At 64.5% G+C, this 17,327-nt stretch carries 17 protein-coding genes; 11 read left to right on the top strand and 6 right to left on the bottom strand.

Annotation, left to right across the window (positions count from 1 at the left end; all coding sequences use genetic code 11):
* Positions 1–4: 4 nt before the first annotated feature.
* The 5 genes from CDV44_RS03430 to CDV44_RS03410 all read right to left on the bottom strand — a co-directional run bounded on the left by CDV44_RS03430 (position 5) and on the right by CDV44_RS03410 (position 5,083).
* Positions 5–1,048, bottom strand: coding sequence for an ABC transporter ATP-binding protein (locus CDV44_RS03430; RefSeq protein ID WP_087687196.1), 1,044 nt, complete (start codon positions 1,046–1,048; stop codon positions 5–7).
* A 61-nt stretch (positions 1,049–1,109) separates the two neighbouring features.
* Positions 1,110–1,913, bottom strand: coding sequence for an ABC transporter permease (locus CDV44_RS03425; RefSeq protein WP_087686675.1), 804 nt, complete (start codon positions 1,911–1,913; stop codon positions 1,110–1,112).
* 5 nt (positions 1,914–1,918) lie between these two features.
* A complete protein-coding gene (locus tag CDV44_RS03420; protein WP_087686674.1) occupies positions 1,919–2,743 on the bottom strand; it encodes an ABC transporter permease in 825 nt (274 codons plus the stop codon).
* Positions 2,744–2,779: 36 nt separating this feature from the next.
* Positions 2,780–3,793 carry an extracellular solute-binding protein gene (locus tag CDV44_RS03415; protein WP_058377808.1) on the bottom strand — a complete coding sequence of 338 codons (1,014 nt, stop codon included), beginning with the start codon at positions 3,791–3,793 and terminating at the stop codon, positions 2,780–2,782.
* A gap of 243 nt (positions 3,794–4,036) precedes the next feature.
* Entirely contained in the window at positions 4,037–5,083 is a 1,047-nt protein-coding gene (locus CDV44_RS03410) for a LacI family DNA-binding transcriptional regulator (RefSeq protein WP_087686673.1), read from the bottom strand.
* A gap of 253 nt (positions 5,084–5,336) precedes the next feature.
* On the opposite strand from CDV44_RS03410, the gene CDV44_RS03405 reads away from it, so the two are divergent.
* Positions 5,337–5,903, top strand: coding sequence for an SRPBCC family protein (locus tag CDV44_RS03405; protein ID WP_087686672.1), 567 nt, complete (start codon positions 5,337–5,339; stop codon positions 5,901–5,903).
* A 64-nt stretch (positions 5,904–5,967) separates the two neighbouring features.
* Here the strand turns inward: CDV44_RS03405 and CDV44_RS03400 are convergent, their stop codons facing one another.
* Positions 5,968–7,305: a hypothetical protein gene (locus CDV44_RS03400; protein ID WP_141118661.1), complete on the bottom strand. Its 1,338-nt coding sequence runs from the start codon at positions 7,303–7,305 to the stop codon at positions 5,968–5,970.
* 353 nt (positions 7,306–7,658) lie between these two features.
* Between CDV44_RS03400 and CDV44_RS03395 the strand changes: the two genes are divergently transcribed.
* The 10 genes from CDV44_RS03395 to CDV44_RS03350 all read left to right on the top strand — a co-directional run bounded on the left by CDV44_RS03395 (position 7,659) and on the right by CDV44_RS03350 (position 17,200).
* Positions 7,659–9,131, top strand: a complete 1,473-nt coding sequence (locus CDV44_RS03395) for a 2-hydroxymuconic semialdehyde dehydrogenase (protein ID WP_087686670.1) — start codon at positions 7,659–7,661, stop codon at positions 9,129–9,131.
* 119 nt (positions 9,132–9,250) lie between these two features.
* Complete coding sequence (locus tag CDV44_RS03390) at positions 9,251–9,691, top strand: RidA family protein (RefSeq protein ID WP_058377803.1); 441 nt, start codon at positions 9,251–9,253, stop codon at positions 9,689–9,691.
* A gap of 45 nt (positions 9,692–9,736) precedes the next feature.
* A complete protein-coding gene (locus CDV44_RS03385) occupies positions 9,737–10,279 on the top strand; it encodes a 3-hydroxyanthranilate 3,4-dioxygenase (RefSeq protein ID WP_087686669.1) in 543 nt (180 codons plus the stop codon).
* A 63-nt stretch (positions 10,280–10,342) separates the two neighbouring features.
* A complete protein-coding gene (locus CDV44_RS03380; protein WP_058377801.1) occupies positions 10,343–11,338 on the top strand; it encodes an amidohydrolase family protein in 996 nt (331 codons plus the stop codon).
* Positions 11,339–11,573: 235 nt separating this feature from the next.
* Positions 11,574–12,767, top strand: a complete 1,194-nt coding sequence (locus CDV44_RS03375; RefSeq protein WP_087686668.1) for an ABC transporter substrate-binding protein — start codon at positions 11,574–11,576, stop codon at positions 12,765–12,767.
* Positions 12,768–12,926: 159 nt separating this feature from the next.
* A complete protein-coding gene (locus tag CDV44_RS03370; RefSeq protein WP_087686667.1) occupies positions 12,927–13,826 on the top strand; it encodes an alpha/beta hydrolase in 900 nt (299 codons plus the stop codon).
* On the top strand, positions 13,823–14,743 hold the full coding sequence (locus CDV44_RS03365; RefSeq protein WP_058377798.1) for a branched-chain amino acid ABC transporter permease: 921 nt from the start codon (positions 13,823–13,825) through the stop codon (positions 14,741–14,743). The genes CDV44_RS03370 and CDV44_RS03365 overlap by 4 nt, the downstream gene beginning before the upstream one ends.
* Before the next feature lie 8 nt (positions 14,744–14,751).
* Positions 14,752–15,726: a branched-chain amino acid ABC transporter permease gene (locus CDV44_RS03360; RefSeq protein WP_087687194.1), complete on the top strand. Its 975-nt coding sequence runs from the start codon at positions 14,752–14,754 to the stop codon at positions 15,724–15,726.
* Entirely contained in the window at positions 15,723–16,493 is a 771-nt protein-coding gene (locus CDV44_RS03355) for an ABC transporter ATP-binding protein (protein WP_087686666.1), read from the top strand. Before CDV44_RS03360 ends, CDV44_RS03355 begins: the two co-directional genes overlap by 4 nt.
* Positions 16,490–17,200 carry an ABC transporter ATP-binding protein gene (locus CDV44_RS03350; RefSeq protein ID WP_087686665.1) on the top strand — a complete coding sequence of 237 codons (711 nt, stop codon included), beginning with the start codon at positions 16,490–16,492 and terminating at the stop codon, positions 17,198–17,200. Before CDV44_RS03355 ends, CDV44_RS03350 begins: the two co-directional genes overlap by 4 nt.
* Positions 17,201–17,327: the final 127 nt, after the last annotated feature.

Below are 17,327 nucleotides of genomic sequence, written 5' to 3'. Positions count from 1 at the left end.
CGGGTTATCCGTGAAGCGTAAAGACATGAGCGGCAGGCAACGACAGGCCTACCGGGTCGCCGACGCGGCATTCGCGACGGCTCGAAACTTCTACCAGCACGGCGCCCGCCGGTGACACACCACCGACGGTGAGGCGCGTGCGGTCGCCGAGGAATTGCACGGCTTCGATTTTGCCGACGAGCGGCGCATCGACCGGCGGCACCACAATGGCGTCTTCCGGGCGGAAATACAGTTCCTGCGCATCGGCGCGCACGTCCGGACAAGCCAGCCGTCCGCCTTCCGTATGGAAGTGCCCCTCGCGCCACACCCCGGCAATGCGATTGAGCGTGCCGACGAAGTTCGCCACGTGGCGCGACGCCGGTTGGTAATAGATGTCGCGCGGCGCGCCGATCTGTTCGATACGCCCGGCACTCATCACCACGATGCGATCGCCCAGCGCCATCGCTTCGTCCTGATCGTGCGTGACATACACCGTCGTCACACCCAAACCACGCAGCAGCCGGTCCATATCGGCGCGCACGGTTTCGCGCAGCTTCGCGTCCAGTGCGGTGAGCGGTTCGTCGAGCAGCAACACGCGCGGTTCCGGCGCCAGCGCACGGGCCAGTGCCACACGTTGCTTCTGACCGCCCGAGAGTTGCGCAATGGCGCGGTCGGCGTAGGGCGTCAGATGCACGAGGTCAAGCAATTCGTCCACGCGCTTGTCGACTTGTGCCGACGGCAGCCCGCGCAGCTTCAGCCCATAGGCGACATTGCCGCGCACCGTGAAGTTGGGGAACAACGCATAGTTCTGGAAAACCATACCCACGCGGCGCTTTTCGATCGCCAGACGGGTCACGTCTTCATCGCCGAAGCGCACGCGACCGCCCGCGTCGGGGCGCTCAAGGCCCGCAATCATGCGCAGCGTGGTGGTCTTGCCGCAGCCCGACGGGCCGAGCAGCACCAGCGTCTCGCCGGCGCCGATCGTCAGATCGAGCGGCTGCAACACCGTGTTGCCGTTGAACGTCTTGGCACAGCGTTCGAGATGGATCGGAATTGAAGTCAGTTTCATCGCAATTTCCTTGGCATGCTTTGTGTGCAATGGCGCGTGCGTGTGTTTGTGCGTGTGCGCATCAAGTGCGGCCGCGCGCATTGCGAACCTTGGCGCGCTGCGCCGTCATCTGCATGACGACGAGCAGCGGCACGATCAGCACGAAAAACACCGCCGTGTAGGCGCTGCCGATCTCCAGACGCAGCGACGCATACGCGTCTGCCAGCCCCACGGGCAGCGTCTTGGTATCCGGCGTGTGCAGCATCCACGTCAGGTTGAATTCGCCGAGCGAGAGTGTCACCACGATGAGCGCCGCCGCCACGATCTCGCTGCGGATATTGGGCAGCACCACCGTCATGAAGCGGCGCAGGAAGGTCGCACCGAGACTCGCCGCGCCCTCTTCCATCAGCTTGATGCGCGAATCGGCGCACGCGGCCGCCACGGCACGCACCATGAACGGCAGCGTGAAGATCACGTGACCCACCACGATGAACGCGAGGCTCTGGCGGAAGTCGCGCATGCCGCCATACACGCTGATCAACGCCAGCGCACTGGCCAGCCCCGGCAGGGCAATCGGCAGCGTCAGCAGTTCTTCGATCCAGCGGGCCATGCGGCTATTCCAGCGCGCCAGCACGTAGCCCGCCGGCACGCCGAGCAGCGTCACGAGAATGAGCGTGGCGGCACCCACGTACAGCGAGTTGAGAATGGCGTCGTGATAGTCCTGCCAGACCTGAATCACCCACTTGAACGTGAGACCGGCCGACGGCCCCTTGAAGTAATTGACCGACAAGCCGGCGAGCACCGACATGCCGACCGGCACCAGCAAGAACGCGCACATCAGCAGCGTGAGCAGCAGTTGCAGCGTGAAAAGGGTTTTCTTGAGCATGGGGATCAGCCTCCGGCGGCAACCGTCTGCCCGGCGAAATTACGCGCGAGCATCAGCACGGCCCACGTGACGATGCCGAGAATCACCGAGAGCGCCGCCGCCGTCGCCACATTCGCGTTGAGCGTGAACTCGGTGTAGATGGTCATCGGCAACACGTCGATGTCGGTCGCGAGCGTGAACGCGGTACCGAACGCACCGACCGAGGTCGCGAAACACATCGCGCCCGAAGCGATCAGCGCAGGTGCCAGCGCCGGCAATGTGACGTCACGCAGAATCGCAAACGGCCCGGCGCCGAGCGACGATGCGGCTTCCGAGAGCGAATGATCGAGCGACTCCGCAGCGGCCATCACCGCGAGGATCACGCGCGGAATCGAGAAATAGAGATAGCCGAGGAACAGCCCGGCCAAAGAATACGCAAACACCAGCTTGTGACCGACGAGCTTGAGCGTCAGATCGCCGATCAGCCCCTGACGGCCCGCCAGCATGATGACCATGAAGCCAACCACCACGCCGGGGAACGCCAGCGGCAACGTGAGCATCGACACGAGGATCGATTTGCCCGCGAAGTCATGCCGGGTGAGAAAGAGGCCCGCGACGAGCGACAACGCGAGCGTGGCAAGCGTGACCAGTGCCGAGAGCACGACCGTCTGCCACAGGCTGTCGAGATAGCGCGCGTTGGTAAGAATGGCGCGATAGGTCTCGAACGCGTGACCGTCGCCGCTGACCTGCACGAGCGCGGCCATCGGCAACAGCCAGAAGGCCAGAAACACCGCCAGTGCAGGCAGCAGGAGTGCCACGCGCCAACCGCGCGGCAGGGTCAGGTCACGCATCGTCTCGTTCCTCTTCCTCAGTCCCGTAAGGCGTGCTTAGCGCACGTTCTTCAGATATTGCTGACCGAATGCATCCTGCTGATCGGCAAGCTTCTGAAGGTCAACCGGCTTCACACGGGCGTAGTCGGTCGCCGGCAGGAATTTGGCCGCCACGTCGGCCGGCATCGTGCTGGCACGCACCGGACGCAGGAACGCCTGCGACCAATGCGCCTGGCCCTTGTCCGAGAGCGTGTAGTCGATGACCTTCTTGCCGTTGTCCGCGTGCGGAGCGTTCTTCACGAGCGCGATCACGTACGGCAGCGACACGGTGCCTTCCATCGGGATCACGAACTGCACGTTGGCGCGGTCCTTGTAGATGGCGCGATAGGCGTTGAAGTCGAAGTCGATCAGGATGGGGATCTCACCCGAGAGCACGCGCGCGTAGGCCGTCTGCTTCGGCACGATCGGTGCGTTGGCCTTGAGCTTCTGGAAGAAGCTGATGGCCGGGGCGAAGTTGTCCATCGAGCCGCCCAGTGCCTGATTGGCGGCAATCGCTGCGGCGTAGCCGGCGAAAGCGCTGCTCGGGTCCAGATAGCCCACCATGCCGCGATATTCCGGCTTGAGCAGGTCGGCCCACGAACGCGGTACCGGCTTGCCTTCCAGCGCATCGCGGTTCACGAAGAAGCCGACCGTGCCCGAGTGGATGGTCGTCCACAGGCCGTTCGGATCCTTGAGGTTTGCCGGCACCTGATCCCAATGGGCCGGCTTGTACGGGGCAAGCAAGCCCTTCTTGCCAGCTTCGATCGCCGAGGTGATGCCGAGGTAGACGATGTCGGCCACCGGTGCCTTCTGTTCCGCGATCATCTGCGCAACGGCCTGGCCGGAGTTCTTGTTGTCGAGCGGCACACGAATGCCGGTGTCTTGCGCAATGGCCTTGACCTGACCGGCCCAGTCCGCCCATTCCGGCGGGCAGTTGTAGCAGATTGCCGTCTGCTGGGCGTGCGCGGCGCCAGCGCCGAGCAGGGTGAAAAGCGCCAGCGTGCGGGCGGCGCGGGTGATCCAAAGCTTCATTTCTGTGGGCTCCTGAGCGTCTGACCATTGGCGGCACTCGCGTGCTGCCGGGTAAGTGCGGTCGGTATTGCGTTGCTGTCGATGTTGACGATTCGGGCCTTGCGGCCTGATGCCTGATTGCCTCGGCCGTCGCTGCGCTCTCTGCCACAACGTGATGGAGCGAGTCGCCGGCCAATTTCCTTGTCAATACCTCGTGTTGCTGTACTGCTGTGCTGCCTGAAACCTATGGTTTGAAACCCGCCGTCACTTACGTGGCGGCGCCGCCACCGTGCCGCCACGGCGAATCGTGTGGGGCAGAATCAGCGCGTGGCTCATCTCGGCCGTCGCTGACGTGGGCGAAGTGCCCCCGGGCGACCGGCCCTCGATCTGGGCGAGCAGCCGTTGCGCGGCGTGCCGGCCAATCTCCACGCTGGGCTGCACTACGGTGGCGAGCGTTGGCGAAAGCAGTTCGCCCACGGCCAGCCCGTCGAAGCCGAGCACGGAGATGTCGTCGGGCACCCGCAGACCGGCTTCGCGCAACGCGCGCATCACGCCGAGCGCCAGCAGATCGTTCGAGCAGAACAACGCCGTGGGGCGGGCGCCGTCGCGCTCGCGCTGCGCCAGCCACTCGCGCACACGTTCGCCACGTGCACCACTGTTGAAATCGATTTCGAAGGCCGGCAGCGGCGTGAGCCCGGCGGCTTGCATCGCGTCGCCATAGCCGAGAAAGCGGCGCTTGGCGCGGTCCGAGGCATGCAGCGCCCCGGTCACCATGACGATGTCGCGATGGCCCGCCTCGATCAGCATGGCCACGCCCTGCGCGGCGGCGGCGCGATTGTCGACCGAGACACACGGCCGGTTCGGGGCGTCGTTGTAGACCAGTTGGCAGGCCACGCCTTCGGCGGCGAGGTCGTCGACGAGGGCGCTGTGTTCGGCGTCGGCCAAGGTGAGCAGCAGACCGTCCACGCGCTGTTGCAGCAGCGTCTCGATGGCGTTGCGCTCGCGCTCGGGGTCGTATTGGGTGGTGACGAGCAACAGACGGCGGCCGGTGCCGTCGATGGCGGCTTCGATGCCTTCCAGACAGTCGGCAAACACCGGGTTGCCCAGCGTCGGCAGCATCACCCCGATGAGGCCGGTGCGCTCGCCGCGCAACTGGCGGCCCAGCGCATTGGGGCGGAATTTCAACTCGGCGGCAGCCGCCTGCACACGGGCAAGCGTCTCCGGACGCACCAGTTGCGGCGAATTGAGCGCACGTGACACGGTGGCGATCGAACAGCCCGCGCGTTGCGCGACATCCCGGATATCTGCCAAACCAAGTCTCCTCTTGTGGTGCCGCGCGGCGGATCGGCCCGTTGGGGCAATATCGACCGTTAGCGGCTTTTGCGTAAATGTAAACGTTTACGAAAACGTTTTCACTCCGGGATTCTATGGAGACATTGTGATGAATTGATGACAGCCGGCCGCCCGTTGCCGCGGGCGTCGAGGCCCGGGGATGCGACCTATACTGAAATTCCCCCTGCATCGGGCGTGACGGCACCCCCACCCACTACGACCGGGATCGGCCATGAACGAATATCACTTCCTCACCTTGTGGCGGCTCACTGCGCCGCTCGAAGAAGTCTGGGACACCATTCGCGACGTCGACCACTGGGCCCGCTGGTGGCCCTGCGTGCGCGAAGTCCAAACGCTCGATTCCGGCGGGGCCGATGGCGTGGGCGCCGTGCGGCGTCTGACGTGGCACGGCGCACTGCCCTACTCGCTCACCTTCGACACACGGGTCACTCACCTCGAACCGATGCGTGAAATCCGGGTGGAAGCCAGCGGCGACGCGGAAGGCACCGGCCTGTGGCGGTTCGACACCGAGGGGTCGATTACCGCCGTGCGATACGGGTGGGACGTGCGCACGAACCGCGCGTGGATGAGCAAGCTGGCACCGCTCGCCCAGCCGCTGTTCCGCTGGAACCACAATTACGTGATGCGCCGTGGCGGCGAAGGGCTCGCCGCCGTGCTGAACGCGCATCTGGTGGAGTGCCTCGATACCGACCTGCCGCCCGCCGCCATTGGCGAAGACCGGACCCCGCGCGACCTGCGCGCAGCCCGCGCCCGGGCCAGTCATGATGGGCGGGGCTGACGAGCCGTCCGTTTGATCCAGTACTCACTGCGGTACGCGCGAAGCGAGGGGGTGAGCGCGGTTCTCATGGCATGGCGTTTGAGCGTGGGCCAGCTTCACGCGTCGGCAAGCGCGTCCTGCGCATTCTCAGCAGATAGGTGCGCGGTGCCGACGCCTCTCGCTGCATCACCGAGATATCCAGACCGATACATTCGTCACGCAGACTCTCAAGCGGCCTGCCCTGTGCATGCAAGACCATCACCTCGTGCAGAGCGATCATCGATGTCATCTCTTCAAACTGCCGCGAGTCGATATGCCGCGACTGGGCAAACGTAGACGCCGCAGTTGTCCGGGCCTCTCGCACGTCGTAATGCGCTGCCGTTGCATCCCACGCCACGAGATCGTCGAGACAGACCAGCCGCCCGTTCCAGGGTTCGCGAAGTCCTTCCTCGACACGCGTGCGACTCCCCATATCGTTGTTCAGGAACGTTGCGAGCGCCGTTTTGGGAACGCCCCACGCGTTGAGCTCACGCCAAAGATCACGCGCAGGGGCGAAGCGCCGGCGTGCAAACAAGTAGCGAGCGACGTCCCGGGTTCGCATCAGCGTTGGCGAAGACGCGTGAAACGCCGGGATACCCTCCGGACACGACGCCAGCGACGCGATGTCGGGTGCCCCGGATACGCCGAGATCGAATTCTGAAGCGACCGAAACCACCGAATCCGTAGAACCTGTGGTGCGCCCCCGGGTAGAGACCGGCACCGGCGGTGGCGTCTGCGGACGCACCAGGCGTTGCAGAAAGCCGGATAGGTCCAGCTCAAACGCCTCGACGTCCTCGTTGCGCAGTCGTGGCAGTTCCCCCACCTGCCAATGCCAGCGCGACGGGGCCTCGCCGGGTGACGTGGCGCCTTGCCCTGGGGAGCCCCGTACGCGTTGACACTGTCGAGCCGCTGCGCCTGCCCAGGCGAGCGCCCGGTCTTCGGGCACGGTGCCGCTGCGTTGTCTGACTTCGGATTGCGCGAAATCGAAATGACTGAGCGTGAGATGCAACCTGCGGGCCGGGGCAAGCGCAGGGCAAGGAAGCGCGGCCGCCTCGGGCGTAGCGAAGTGAATCACCCAGACGCCGACGTCGGCGCGGTTTCTGGCGGCAACGCTAACCGTCGGATAGCGCGGGCTGACGATATCGACGTGCGATTGCAGCACGCTGGCCAAGGCTTCGGCGAACAGTTGGTGGATTGTCGCTTCATCGGGCGGCGTGGCGGTATCAGGGCGCGCGAGGCCGCGAGTGTTGGTTGACGCCGGCGTGTGCCGCTCGGCTGGCAGGTCGTGCGTCTGCGACGACACACTGGCGACGTCGGGACGGCGGCGGCTCGAATAGGGAGAAAAGCGATCGGCGCCGGACGCCACAGAGCAGGTAGGTTTCATGCTGGCAAGTCGAGAGGAACGGTTACGACGCGGCACCTGAGCCTCGGAACGTGAAGCGCAAGCTGCCCCCGTCGTCGGCCGCCCAAGAGAAAAGAGCGCCAATTCTCTGCGCGCCCCCCGGCAAGCGCTGTCGGCATTCGCCGGACGGCTTTCGGACCGAGTCGCCTTGCGGAGGATGCCGATATTCCACTAAGGAATAGACACCACGATAGATTTCATTATTTTTTATATCGACAGATGCCTAGACTTGAGGACATCTGGCGGTGGCTATCGCCTGCCACCGCGTGACGCTCCCCGCGACACGCCGTCCAAGCGCCACCGCCCCGCAAAACACTAATGTATCTGGAGACCTCGTGAGCCTTGCGACCCCGCCGCTGCTGCGGCACTACGTGGATGGTGCGTTCATCGCCACCGATCGTCAGTTCGACAACGTGAGCCCGGTCGACGGCCGGCTCATCGCGAAGGTTTGCGAAGCCGATGCTGCCATCGTCGACCGCGCCGTCGCCGCCGCCCGCCGTGCCCTGCACGAAGGCCCGTGGGGCAAGACCACCCCGGCCGAGCGCGCCGCCGTGCTGCATCGCATCGCCGATGGCATTCAGGCACGCTTTGACGATTTCGTCGCCGCCGAAGTCGCCGACACCGGCCGTCCGGTCGAACAGGCCCGCACGCTCGATATCGCACGCGGCATCGCCAACTTCCGCATGTTTGCCGATCTGATCAAGACGGCGGGCACCGAGATGTACGAGATGCGCGCGGCCGACGGCGGCGACGTGATGAACTACGTCACCCGCAAGCCCCTCGGCGTCATCGGCATCATCTCGCCGTGGAACCTCCCGCTGCTGCTCTTCACGTGGAAAGTCGCACCGGCGCTCGCCATGGGCAATTGCGTGGTAACCAAGCCGTCGGAAGAAACCCCGTCGTCGGCCACGTTGCTCGCCGAAGTCATGGACGCTGCGGGCTTGCCGCCGGGCGTGTTCAATCTCGTGCACGGCTTCGGCCCCAACTCGGCGGGCGAATTCCTGACCAAGCACCCCGATGTCGCCGCCATCACCTTCACCGGCGAATCGCGCACGGGCAGCGCCATCATGAAAGCCGTGGCCGATGGTGTGAAGGAAATCTCGTTCGAACTCGGTGGCAAGAACGCCGCCGTCGTGTTCGCTGATGCCGACTTCGACGCCGCCGTCGACGGCGTGGTGCGCTCGTCGTTCACCAACGCCGGCCAAGTCTGTCTGTGCTCCGAGCGCGTGTACGTCGAGCGCCCGATCTACGAGCGCTTCGTTGCCGCACTGGCCGAGCGCGCCGCCGCCCTGCGTATCGACGCCCCGGACGCACAAGGCTTGCAGATGGGCCCGCTCGTCTCGCGCAAGCATCGTGAAAAAGTGCTGTCCTATTACAAGCTCGCCGTCGAAGAAGGCGCGACCGTCGTCACCGGCGGCGGTGTGCCCGTGTTCGGCGACGCCCGCGACGAAGGCGCCTTCGTGCAGCCGACCGTCTGGACCGGCCTGCCCGACACGGCACGCTGCGTGCGCGAAGAAATCTTCGGCCCGGTGTGCCACGTCTCGCCGTTCGACAGCGAAGACGAAGTCATCCGCCGCGTGAACGACAGCGACTACGGTCTGGCCGGCTGCGTGTGGACGACTAACCTGTCGCGCGCACACCGTGTGGCGCGTCAGTTCCAGACGGGTCTCGTGTGGGTGAACACGTGGTTCCTGCGCGACCTGCGCACGCCGTTCGGTGGCGTGAAGCTGTCGGGGCTCGGGCGCGAGGGCGGGCGCCACTCGCTCGACTTCTATTCCGAAATCACCAACATCTGCATCAAACTCTGACCTGACAATGTGAGGCGACGGCGCGGGGGCTATCGATGGGGGTCGATACCCCCGCGCCCGTGCGCCGCACGCTGACAAGACAACAGAAGCACACGGAAAAACACGGAGACGCGTCACCCATGAGCGCAACGCAATCGCAAGACACGCAAGCCCGCGTCGTCGCTGGCAAGGCCAAGCCGCGCGGCAAATTCCCGCACATCAAGCGCGCGGGCGACTTCCTGTTCGTCTCGGGCACCAGCTCGCGCCGGCCCGACAACAGCTACGCCGGTGCGCAGGTCGATGCACTCGGCGTGACCCAGCTCGACATTCGCGAACAGACCCGCGCCGTCATCGAGAACATTCGCGACATCCTCGCGAGCGAAGGCGCCACGCTGGCCGATGTGGTGGAAGTCGGCTCGTTTCTCGTGAACATGAACGACTTCGGCGGCTATAACGAGGTGTACGGCGAATACTTCGATGAGAACGGCCCGACGCGCACCACGGTGGCCGTGCACCAGTTGCCGCACCCGCTGCTGCTCATCGAGATCAAGTGCGTGGCCTACTCGCCGCGCGCACGCTGAGCAAGACGCAAAATAAACTCAACGCGACATGATTCGGGAGACAGCATGTTGACGTACGGCAAACCCTTCAATTTCCAGCGCTGGATCGACGAGCATGCCCATCTGCTCAAGCCGCCGGTCGGCAACCAGCAAGTCTGGCACGACAGCGATTTCATCGTGACCGTGGTCGGCGGCCCCAACCACCGCACCGACTATCACGACGATCCGCTCGAAGAATTCTTTTATCAGTTCAAGGGCAACGCGTGGCTGAAGCTCTGGATCGATGGCCGCGAAGAACGCGTCGATCTCAAGGAAGGCGACATCTTCCTGCTGCCGCCGCACGTGCGCCATTCGCCGCAACGCCCCGAGGCCGACAGCCTGTGTCTGGTTATCGAACGCCAGCGTCCGGCAGGCCTGCTCGACGGCTTCGAGTGGTATTGCCTGAAGTGCGGCACGCAGGTGCATCGCGTCGAGGTGCAGTTGAAGAGCATCGTGACCGACCTGCCGCCGCTGTTCGACGCGTTCTACGGCAGCGAAACGTTGCGCCGTTGCCCGAGCTGCGGCGAGATCCACCCGGGGCGCGCTGCATCGGCCCCGGCGGCTGCCTGACGCGGCGCAATTTGCCCTCGGCCCTCGCCCCCCAGCCCACTACCCGACAGAACAAGTCACTTCATGAAGAAAATCGACATGCACGCCCACTTCTTCCCGCGTATCACGCAGGAAGAAGCGGCACGACTGGACGCCGCCACCGCGCCGTGGCTGCGCATTGACGAGAACGGCGAGACCGGCAACATCATGCTCGCCGACAAGGCCTTCCGCCCGGTCTATCGCGCGCTGTGGGACCCCGCGCTGCGCATCGAAGAACTCGATCGCCACGGGATCGACCTGCAAGTGGTCTGCGCGACGCCGATCATGTTCGGCTATCGCTACGACGGCCATGCCGTGATGGACTGGGTCCAGCGCATGAACGATCTCGCGCTGGAGCACTGCGCTTATGCGCCCACGCGCCTGAAGGCCATGGCACAGGTGCCCTTGCAAGACCTCGACCTCGCCTGCGCCGAAGCGTCGCGCGCCAAGGCCACCGGCCACGTTGGTGTGCAGATCGGCAATCACCTCGGGCCGAAAGATCTCGACGACGAGCATCTGGTGGCGTTTTTGCGGCACTGCGGCAACGAGCACATCCCCGTGCTGGTGCACCCGTGGGACATGATGACCGACGGCCGCATGAAGAAATGGATGATGCCGTGGCTCGTGGCCATGCCGGCCGAGACGCAACTCTCCATCCTGTCGCTGATTCTCTCGGGGGCCTTCGAGCGCCTGCCGCGCTCGCTCAAGCTGTGCTTCGCCCACGGCGGCGGCGGCTTCCCTTACCTGCTGGGCCGCGCCGAGAACGCGTGGCATTGCCGCGACATCGTGCGCGCCGACAGCCCGCATCCGCCGTCTCATTATCTGGACCGTTTTTACGTGGACAGCGCCGTGTTCGACCCGCGCGCCCTGCGCCTGCTGGTCGATACGATGGGCGTGGAGCGCGTCATGCTCGGCTCCGACCACCCGTTCCCGCTCGGCGAACAGGAGATCGGCAAGCTGGTGGCCGATCAGCCGGGCTTGGACGCGCACGCCCGCGAACGCATTCTGGCCGGCAACGCCCGGGAGTTCTTCGGGCTGTAACTGGTGCTTTCCCGAGGTGTTTTTGAAATTGCTTGCCTACGTAATAGGCGTCGTTTAGGCTGGGCACTGAAATATTTGATGCTTAAACAATTTAACGTAAGACATCGAAATAACGCCTACGTATGACCGACGTGCCCGGCTGACGATGACCGCCATGAAGAAGCGCTCAGGCCGCCCGGCACGAACCCTCTGCTCACAGTGTTTGCCAGTTCCGGAACTTAGTTTGGAGACCATGATGACGGGAACGAAGACCACGCAACGCAAAACGATCGCAGTCCTGGGCGCTATTGCCGCCGCCGCAGCACTGCTCACCGCCGGCGGTGCGCATGCCGAGGTCAAGATCGGCTTCATCGGTACGCTCTCCGGCCCGGGCGGTGCGCTCGGTCAGGACCAGTACGACGCCTTCATGCTCGCCGTCGAGCAAAAGGGCGGCAAGCTGGGCGGTGTGCCGGTGCAAGTGATCAAGGAAGACGACCAGCTCAAGCCCGACGTGGGTGTGCAGGCCGCGCAGAAGCTCGTGGAGCGCGACAAGGTGTCGATCATCACCGGCGTGACGTTCTCGAACGTGATGATGGCCATTCACAAGAACGTGACCAATGCGGGTGTGGTCATGGTCGGCTCGAACGCCGGTCCGACCCCGATTGCCGGCGCCCAATGCTCGCCGAACTTCTTCTCCACCTCGTGGGACAACGACGAGTTGCATGAAGCCGGCGGTCAGCTCTCGAGCGACTTGGGCTACAAGAAGATGTACGTCATGGCCCCGAACTATCAGGCCGGACGCGACGCCGTGAACGGCTTCAAGCGCGACTACAAGGGTCAGATCGTCGACGAGGTGTACACGCAGGTCAACCAGCCTGACTACTCGGCAGAAATCGCCCAGTTGCAAGCGGCCAAACCCGATGCCGTCTATGTCTTTTACCCGGGCGGCATGGGCGTGAACTTCGTCAAGCAATACCGTCAGGCCGGGCTGCTCGGCAAGATTCCGCTGATCTCCGTGTCGACCATCGATGGTTCGACCCTGCCTGCGCTGAAAGAACTCGCCGTGGGCGCGATTACCAGCGCGCCCTACTCGCCGGACCTCGACAACGCGCAGAACAAGCAGTTCGTCACAGCCTTCCAGAAGAAATACAACCGCGTGCCGTCGATGTACGCCGCGCAGTCGTATGACGCAGCCAACCTGATCGACTCGGCGCTCACCAAGACCAAGGGCAGCGTGGCCGATCGCGAAGCCCTGCGCGCGGCGCTCAAGCAAGCCGACTTCTCGTCCGTGCGTGGCCCGTTCAAGTTTGCCAGCAACCAGTTCCCGATCGCGCAGTTCTATCGCGTGGATGTCGTCAAGGACAGCGCAGGTGCCGCCTTCGCGACCAAGGGCCAGATCAAGATCCAGACGCGTGCCGACCTGGCCGCGCAGTGCAAGATCAAGTCGTAAGTCTGCGTCGTATCTCGTGACACCGCCCGCGCCAAATACGGGCGGACGCAAGTGCCCCGGTGCCGTCGCACCGGCGGCACTGTTCCTGCACGGCCCGCATATCTGAACGACCCGTATCCGCTGGACCAGCTGAGCATTACCTGAGCACTACGAGGGTTTATGAAGCGCTACCGCAATTTCGACGAGGCCGAGCTGGACGTTGAGTACAACGCCCGCGCCACCACGCCCAACGTCCTCGACATCCTGAAGCAATACGCCGCCGAGAGCGCGAACGCCCGCGCCACGGTTCCCTGCGTCCTCGACGTCGCCTACGGCGATCATCCCGACGAGACGCTCGACATCTTTCCCGCCCCCACGCCCGGTGCGCCCGTGTTCTTCTTCGTCCATGGCGGCTACTGGCGCGCCCTGAACAAGAGCGACTCCAGCAACATGGCGCCCGCGTTCACGCAGGCCGGGGCGACCGTCGTCACCATCAACTACACGCTGGCCCCCGGCGCGTCGCTCGACACCATCGTCGACCAGACCCGCCGCGCGCTCGCGTGGGTGCATCGCCATATCGGGGCGCATCACGGCGACCCGAAACGCATTCACGTGTGCGGCAGCTCCGCCGGCGGACATCTCGCCGGCATGTTGCTCGCGCAGGGCTGGCATGCCAAGTACGGCGTGCCGGAAGATGTGGTTGCCGGTGCCGCACCGCTCTCGGGCCTGTTCGATCTCACGCCGATTCCGTTCACGCATATCAACGAATGGATGAAGCTCAGCGCAGACGATGCCACGCGCAACAGCCCGCAGTTTCATTTGCCCGCCCACGGCTGCCCGATCGTCGTGTCGTACGGCGAGACCGAGACGGCCGAGTTCAAACGCCAGAGCGTGGACTACCTCGCGGCATGGCGTGAGCGCGGCTTCACCGGCGAATACGTGCCGATGCCCGGCACCAATCACTTCGATATCGTGCTGACGCTGAACGACCCCGCCAGCCCGCTCACGCAGGCCATCTTCCGTCAGATGGGGTTGCTTGCCGGCACGGCCGCTGCCGCGAACCGCGAGGAGGCCAAATGAGCCTCACCCTCTTCATCATGCAGTGCCTGAACGGCCTGCAACTCGGGGTGCTGCTGTTCCTGATGGCGGCCGGGCTCACGCTCGTGTTCGGCATCATGAACTTCGTGAACCTCGCGCACGGCTCGCTGTACATGATGGGCGCGTTTATCGCGGCCACCGTCTACAACCATACGGGGTCGTTTGCGCTGGCTGCCATCGCGATCATTCCGGCCATGCTGATCATCGGCCTGATCGTCGAATTCGTGGCGCTCAAGACGCTGTATGACCGCGATCACCTCGATCAGGTGCTCGCCACGTTCGGTCTGATCCTGTTCTTCAACGAACTGGCGCGCATGATCTGGGGCCCGTCGCCCTATTACATGGAAGTGCCCGAGTGGCTGGGCGGCACCGTCGATCTGTTCGGCCTGCAATACCCGGCGTATCGCTTCCTCATCATTCTCGTGGGGCTGGCCGTCGCGCTCGGCTGCTATCTGCTGATTCACCGCACCCGCATCGGCATGCTGATTCGTGCCGGGGCGACGCACCGTCAGATGGTCGGTGCGCTCGGCGTGAATATCGTGCTGCTCAACTCGCTGCTGTTCGGGCTGGGGGCGATTCTCGCGGGCATTGCCGGATTGATGGCGGGCCCGATTCTCTCAGTGCAACCGGGGATGGGTGAGCCGATCCTGATTCTCACGATGGTGGTGATCGTGATCGGCGGCATCGGGTCGGTGCGCGGCGCGTTTCTCGCAGCGCTCATCGTCGGGGTGGTCGATACGGTCGGCCGCACGGCATTGCCCACGCTGCTTCGCAGTCTGATGGAGCGCAGCACGGCGGATACCGCCGGCCCCGCGCTCGCTTCGATGCTCATCTACCTTGTCATGGCCGCGGTACTCGCGGTTCGTCCGCAAGGCCTGTTCCCGGTCAAACACGGTTGACGATGGAAATGAAACTGAATCTTCGCACCGCCGTGCCGCTGCTGTTGCTGGCCTTTCTGGCGCTGGTGCCCATTTACGCGACGGCCGTGCAACAGCCGTTCTATCTCACCCTCTTCGGCCGCATCGTGGTGTTCGCCATCGCCGCCGTCTCGCTCGATCTGATTCTTGGCTACGGCGGCATGGTCAGCTTCGGCCATGCGCTCTATCTGGGGCTCGGCGCTTATGTGGTCGGCATCCTGAGCTTTCACGGCATCGACAACGGCTTCGTGCATCTGGGCGTGACGCTGCTGGTGTGCGCCCTCGTCGGCGCCCTCACCGGCCTGCTCTCGCTGCGCACGACCGGTATCGCGTTCATCATGATTACGCTCGCCTTCGCGCAGATGTTCTACTTTCTGGCCGTGGGCCTGAAGCAGTACGGCGGCGACGACGGCCTGCCGGTCGCCGCGGCCAGCCGCTTCGGTAATGTGTCGCTCGATAACCCGACGGTGCTGTATTACGTGGCCTTCGCCGTGCTTTGCCTGTGTGTGTGGGCAGGCCGCCGGCTGGTCGACGCACGCTTCGGCATGGTCATTCGCGGCAGCCGCCAGAACGACCGCCGCATGCGCGCGCTGGGTTATCCGACGCTGCGCTACAAGCTCGTGGCCTACATCATCAGCGCGATGGTGTGCGGCGTGGCCGGCATGCTTTACGCCAACCTCACTCACTTCGTCTCGCCCGCCTACATGGCGTGGACGGCGTCGGGCGAACTGATCGTGATGGTCGTGCTGGGCGGACTCGGCTCGTTCTTCGGCCCGGTGCTCGGCAGCACCGCGATGCTGCTCATCGAAGAAGGTCTGAAAGGACTGACCGAGCACTGGATGATCATTTTCGGCCCGCTGATCGTGATCTCGGTGCTGGTCTCGCGACGCGGCCTGTACGGCCTGCTCGGCGACCTGCAAGTGCGCCTCGCACGCCGCACGCGCGCGGTGGAGGGCAAAGCATGAGCCTGCTCAAAGTCGACCAGCTGGTCAAACGCTACGGCGGACTCACCGCCACCGATCATTTCTGTCTGGACGTTGCCCCCGGCGAGCTGCACGCCATCATCGGACCGAACGGCGCCGGCAAGAGCACGCTCATCGGCCAGTTGGCCGGAGAGTTGCGCTCCGACGAAGGGTCGATCCATTTCGACGGACGCGACATCACCGGCATGCCGATTGAGCAACGCGCACGCGCCGGTCTCGCCCGCTCGTATCAGATCACCTCGGTGTTTCGCGAATTCACTGCGCTCGAGAACGTGCTGGTCGCCGTGCAGGCGATGCAGGGGCACAGCTTCGGGTTCTGGCGGCCGGCCATTCGTCAGGCGTCGCTCGTCGAACCCGCACGCGAGATTCTGGCGCGCACCGGGCTGGCGGCACGCATGAATGTCCCGGCATCCGCTCTCGCCCACGGCGAGCATCGGCAACTCGAACTGGCCATGGCGTTGGCCGGGCAGCCGCGACTACTGCTGCTGGACGAACCGATGGCGGGGATGTCGCAAGCCGAATCGGAGCAGATGACGCATCTGCTCGCCGAACTCAAGGGCGACTACGGCATCGTGCTCGTCGAACACGATATGGATGCCGTCTTCGCGCTGGCCGACCGCATCACGGTGCTGGTCTACGGCCGCGCGATTGCCTGCGGCGACGCCGACACGATCCGCAACGATGCGGGCGTACGCGAAGCCTATCTCGGGGACGAAACCCGCAACGAAATGCTGGGAGCGACGGCATGAGCACTCTGTTGTCTTTGGCCGGCGTCGAGTCGTATTACGGAGCGAGTCAGGCACTGTTCGGCATGCAGCTCGATATCGAGCGCGGCGCGTTCGTCACGCTGCTCGGGCGCAACGGGATGGGCAAGTCGACCACGGTGAAGTCGATCACCGGTCTCATGCGCCCAGCCCGGGGCGAGATCGTTTTCGACGGCCTGCCGATTCACGCGAGCCCGTCGCATCGCATTGCCCGCGCCGGTATGGGACTCGTGCCCGAAGGCCGTCAGATCTTCCCGACGCTGACCGTGCGCGAAAATCTCGTGGCAACGGCGGGCAATCGTCACGGGGCCAGCTCGCCGTGGACGCTCGCGCGCATCTACGAACTGTTCCCTCGCCTGCGCGAGCGCGAGAAAAATCTCGGCAGCAATCTCTCGGGCGGTGAGCAGCAGATGCTCGCGATTGGGCGCGCGCTGATGACGAATCCGAAATTGCTCATTCTCGACGAAGCGACGGAAGGCCTCGCGCCGCTCATTCGCGGTGAAATCTGGCAATGCCTCAAGCAACTCAAAGGCAGCGGTCTGTCGATTCTCTGTATTGATAAGAATCTGGCACCGATGCTGGAGCTGGGCGATCGTCACTACATCGTCGACAAAGGCCGTGTGGCGTGGCAGGGCGACTCCGCCGGACTGCGTCGCGATATGACCCAGTTGCAGACCTATCTCGGCGTGTGAGCACGCGCTGAAGGGGCGGGTTGCGGCCATGTGCCGCGCCCGCGCACCCACTCTGCGGCACTCAGGCATCACCTGAGTGCGTAGTACTCGATAGGTGTCAGACGCGAAAACCACGAGAGTTTTGTGA

It is taken from the genome of Pandoraea sp. PE-S2R-1 (assembly GCF_002179865.1).
In the GTDB taxonomy this organism is placed as follows: domain Bacteria; phylum Pseudomonadota; class Gammaproteobacteria; order Burkholderiales; family Burkholderiaceae; genus Pandoraea.
This window is presented reverse-complemented; position numbering and strand designations above follow the sequence as displayed.

Bases quoted from the DNA above. Each gene is read 5' to 3' on its own strand.
- CDV44_RS03355 (WP_087686666.1), top strand. From the start codon at position 15,723: ATGAGCCTGCTCAAAGTCGACCAGCTGGTCAAACGCTACGGCGGACTC.
- CDV44_RS03385 (WP_087686669.1), top strand. From the start codon at position 9,737: ATGTTGACGTACGGCAAACCCTTCAATTTCCAGCGCTGGATCGACGAG.
- CDV44_RS03405 (WP_087686672.1), top strand. From the start codon at position 5,337: ATGAACGAATATCACTTCCTCACCTTGTGGCGGCTCACTGCGCCGCTC.
- CDV44_RS03370 (WP_087686667.1), top strand. From the start codon at position 12,927: ATGAAGCGCTACCGCAATTTCGACGAGGCCGAGCTGGACGTTGAGTAC.
- CDV44_RS03360 (WP_087687194.1), top strand. From the start codon at position 14,752: ATGAAACTGAATCTTCGCACCGCCGTGCCGCTGCTGTTGCTGGCCTTT.
- CDV44_RS03430 (WP_087687196.1), bottom strand. From the start codon at position 1,048: ATGAAACTGACTTCAATTCCGATCCATCTCGAACGCTGTGCCAAGACG.
- CDV44_RS03425 (WP_087686675.1), bottom strand. From the start codon at position 1,913: ATGCTCAAGAAAACCCTTTTCACGCTGCAACTGCTGCTCACGCTGCTG.
- CDV44_RS03415 (WP_058377808.1), bottom strand. From the start codon at position 3,793: ATGAAGCTTTGGATCACCCGCGCCGCCCGCACGCTGGCGCTTTTCACC.
- CDV44_RS03390 (WP_058377803.1), top strand. From the start codon at position 9,251: ATGAGCGCAACGCAATCGCAAGACACGCAAGCCCGCGTCGTCGCTGGC.
- CDV44_RS03400 (WP_141118661.1), bottom strand. From the start codon at position 7,305: ATGAAACCTACCTGCTCTGTGGCGTCCGGCGCCGATCGCTTTTCTCCC.
- CDV44_RS03365 (WP_058377798.1), top strand. From the start codon at position 13,823: ATGAGCCTCACCCTCTTCATCATGCAGTGCCTGAACGGCCTGCAACTC.
- CDV44_RS03420 (WP_087686674.1), bottom strand. From the start codon at position 2,743: ATGCGTGACCTGACCCTGCCGCGCGGTTGGCGCGTGGCACTCCTGCTG.
- CDV44_RS03380 (WP_058377801.1), top strand. From the start codon at position 10,343: ATGAAGAAAATCGACATGCACGCCCACTTCTTCCCGCGTATCACGCAG.
- CDV44_RS03350 (WP_087686665.1), top strand. From the start codon at position 16,490: ATGAGCACTCTGTTGTCTTTGGCCGGCGTCGAGTCGTATTACGGAGCG.
- CDV44_RS03375 (WP_087686668.1), top strand. From the start codon at position 11,574: ATGACGGGAACGAAGACCACGCAACGCAAAACGATCGCAGTCCTGGGC.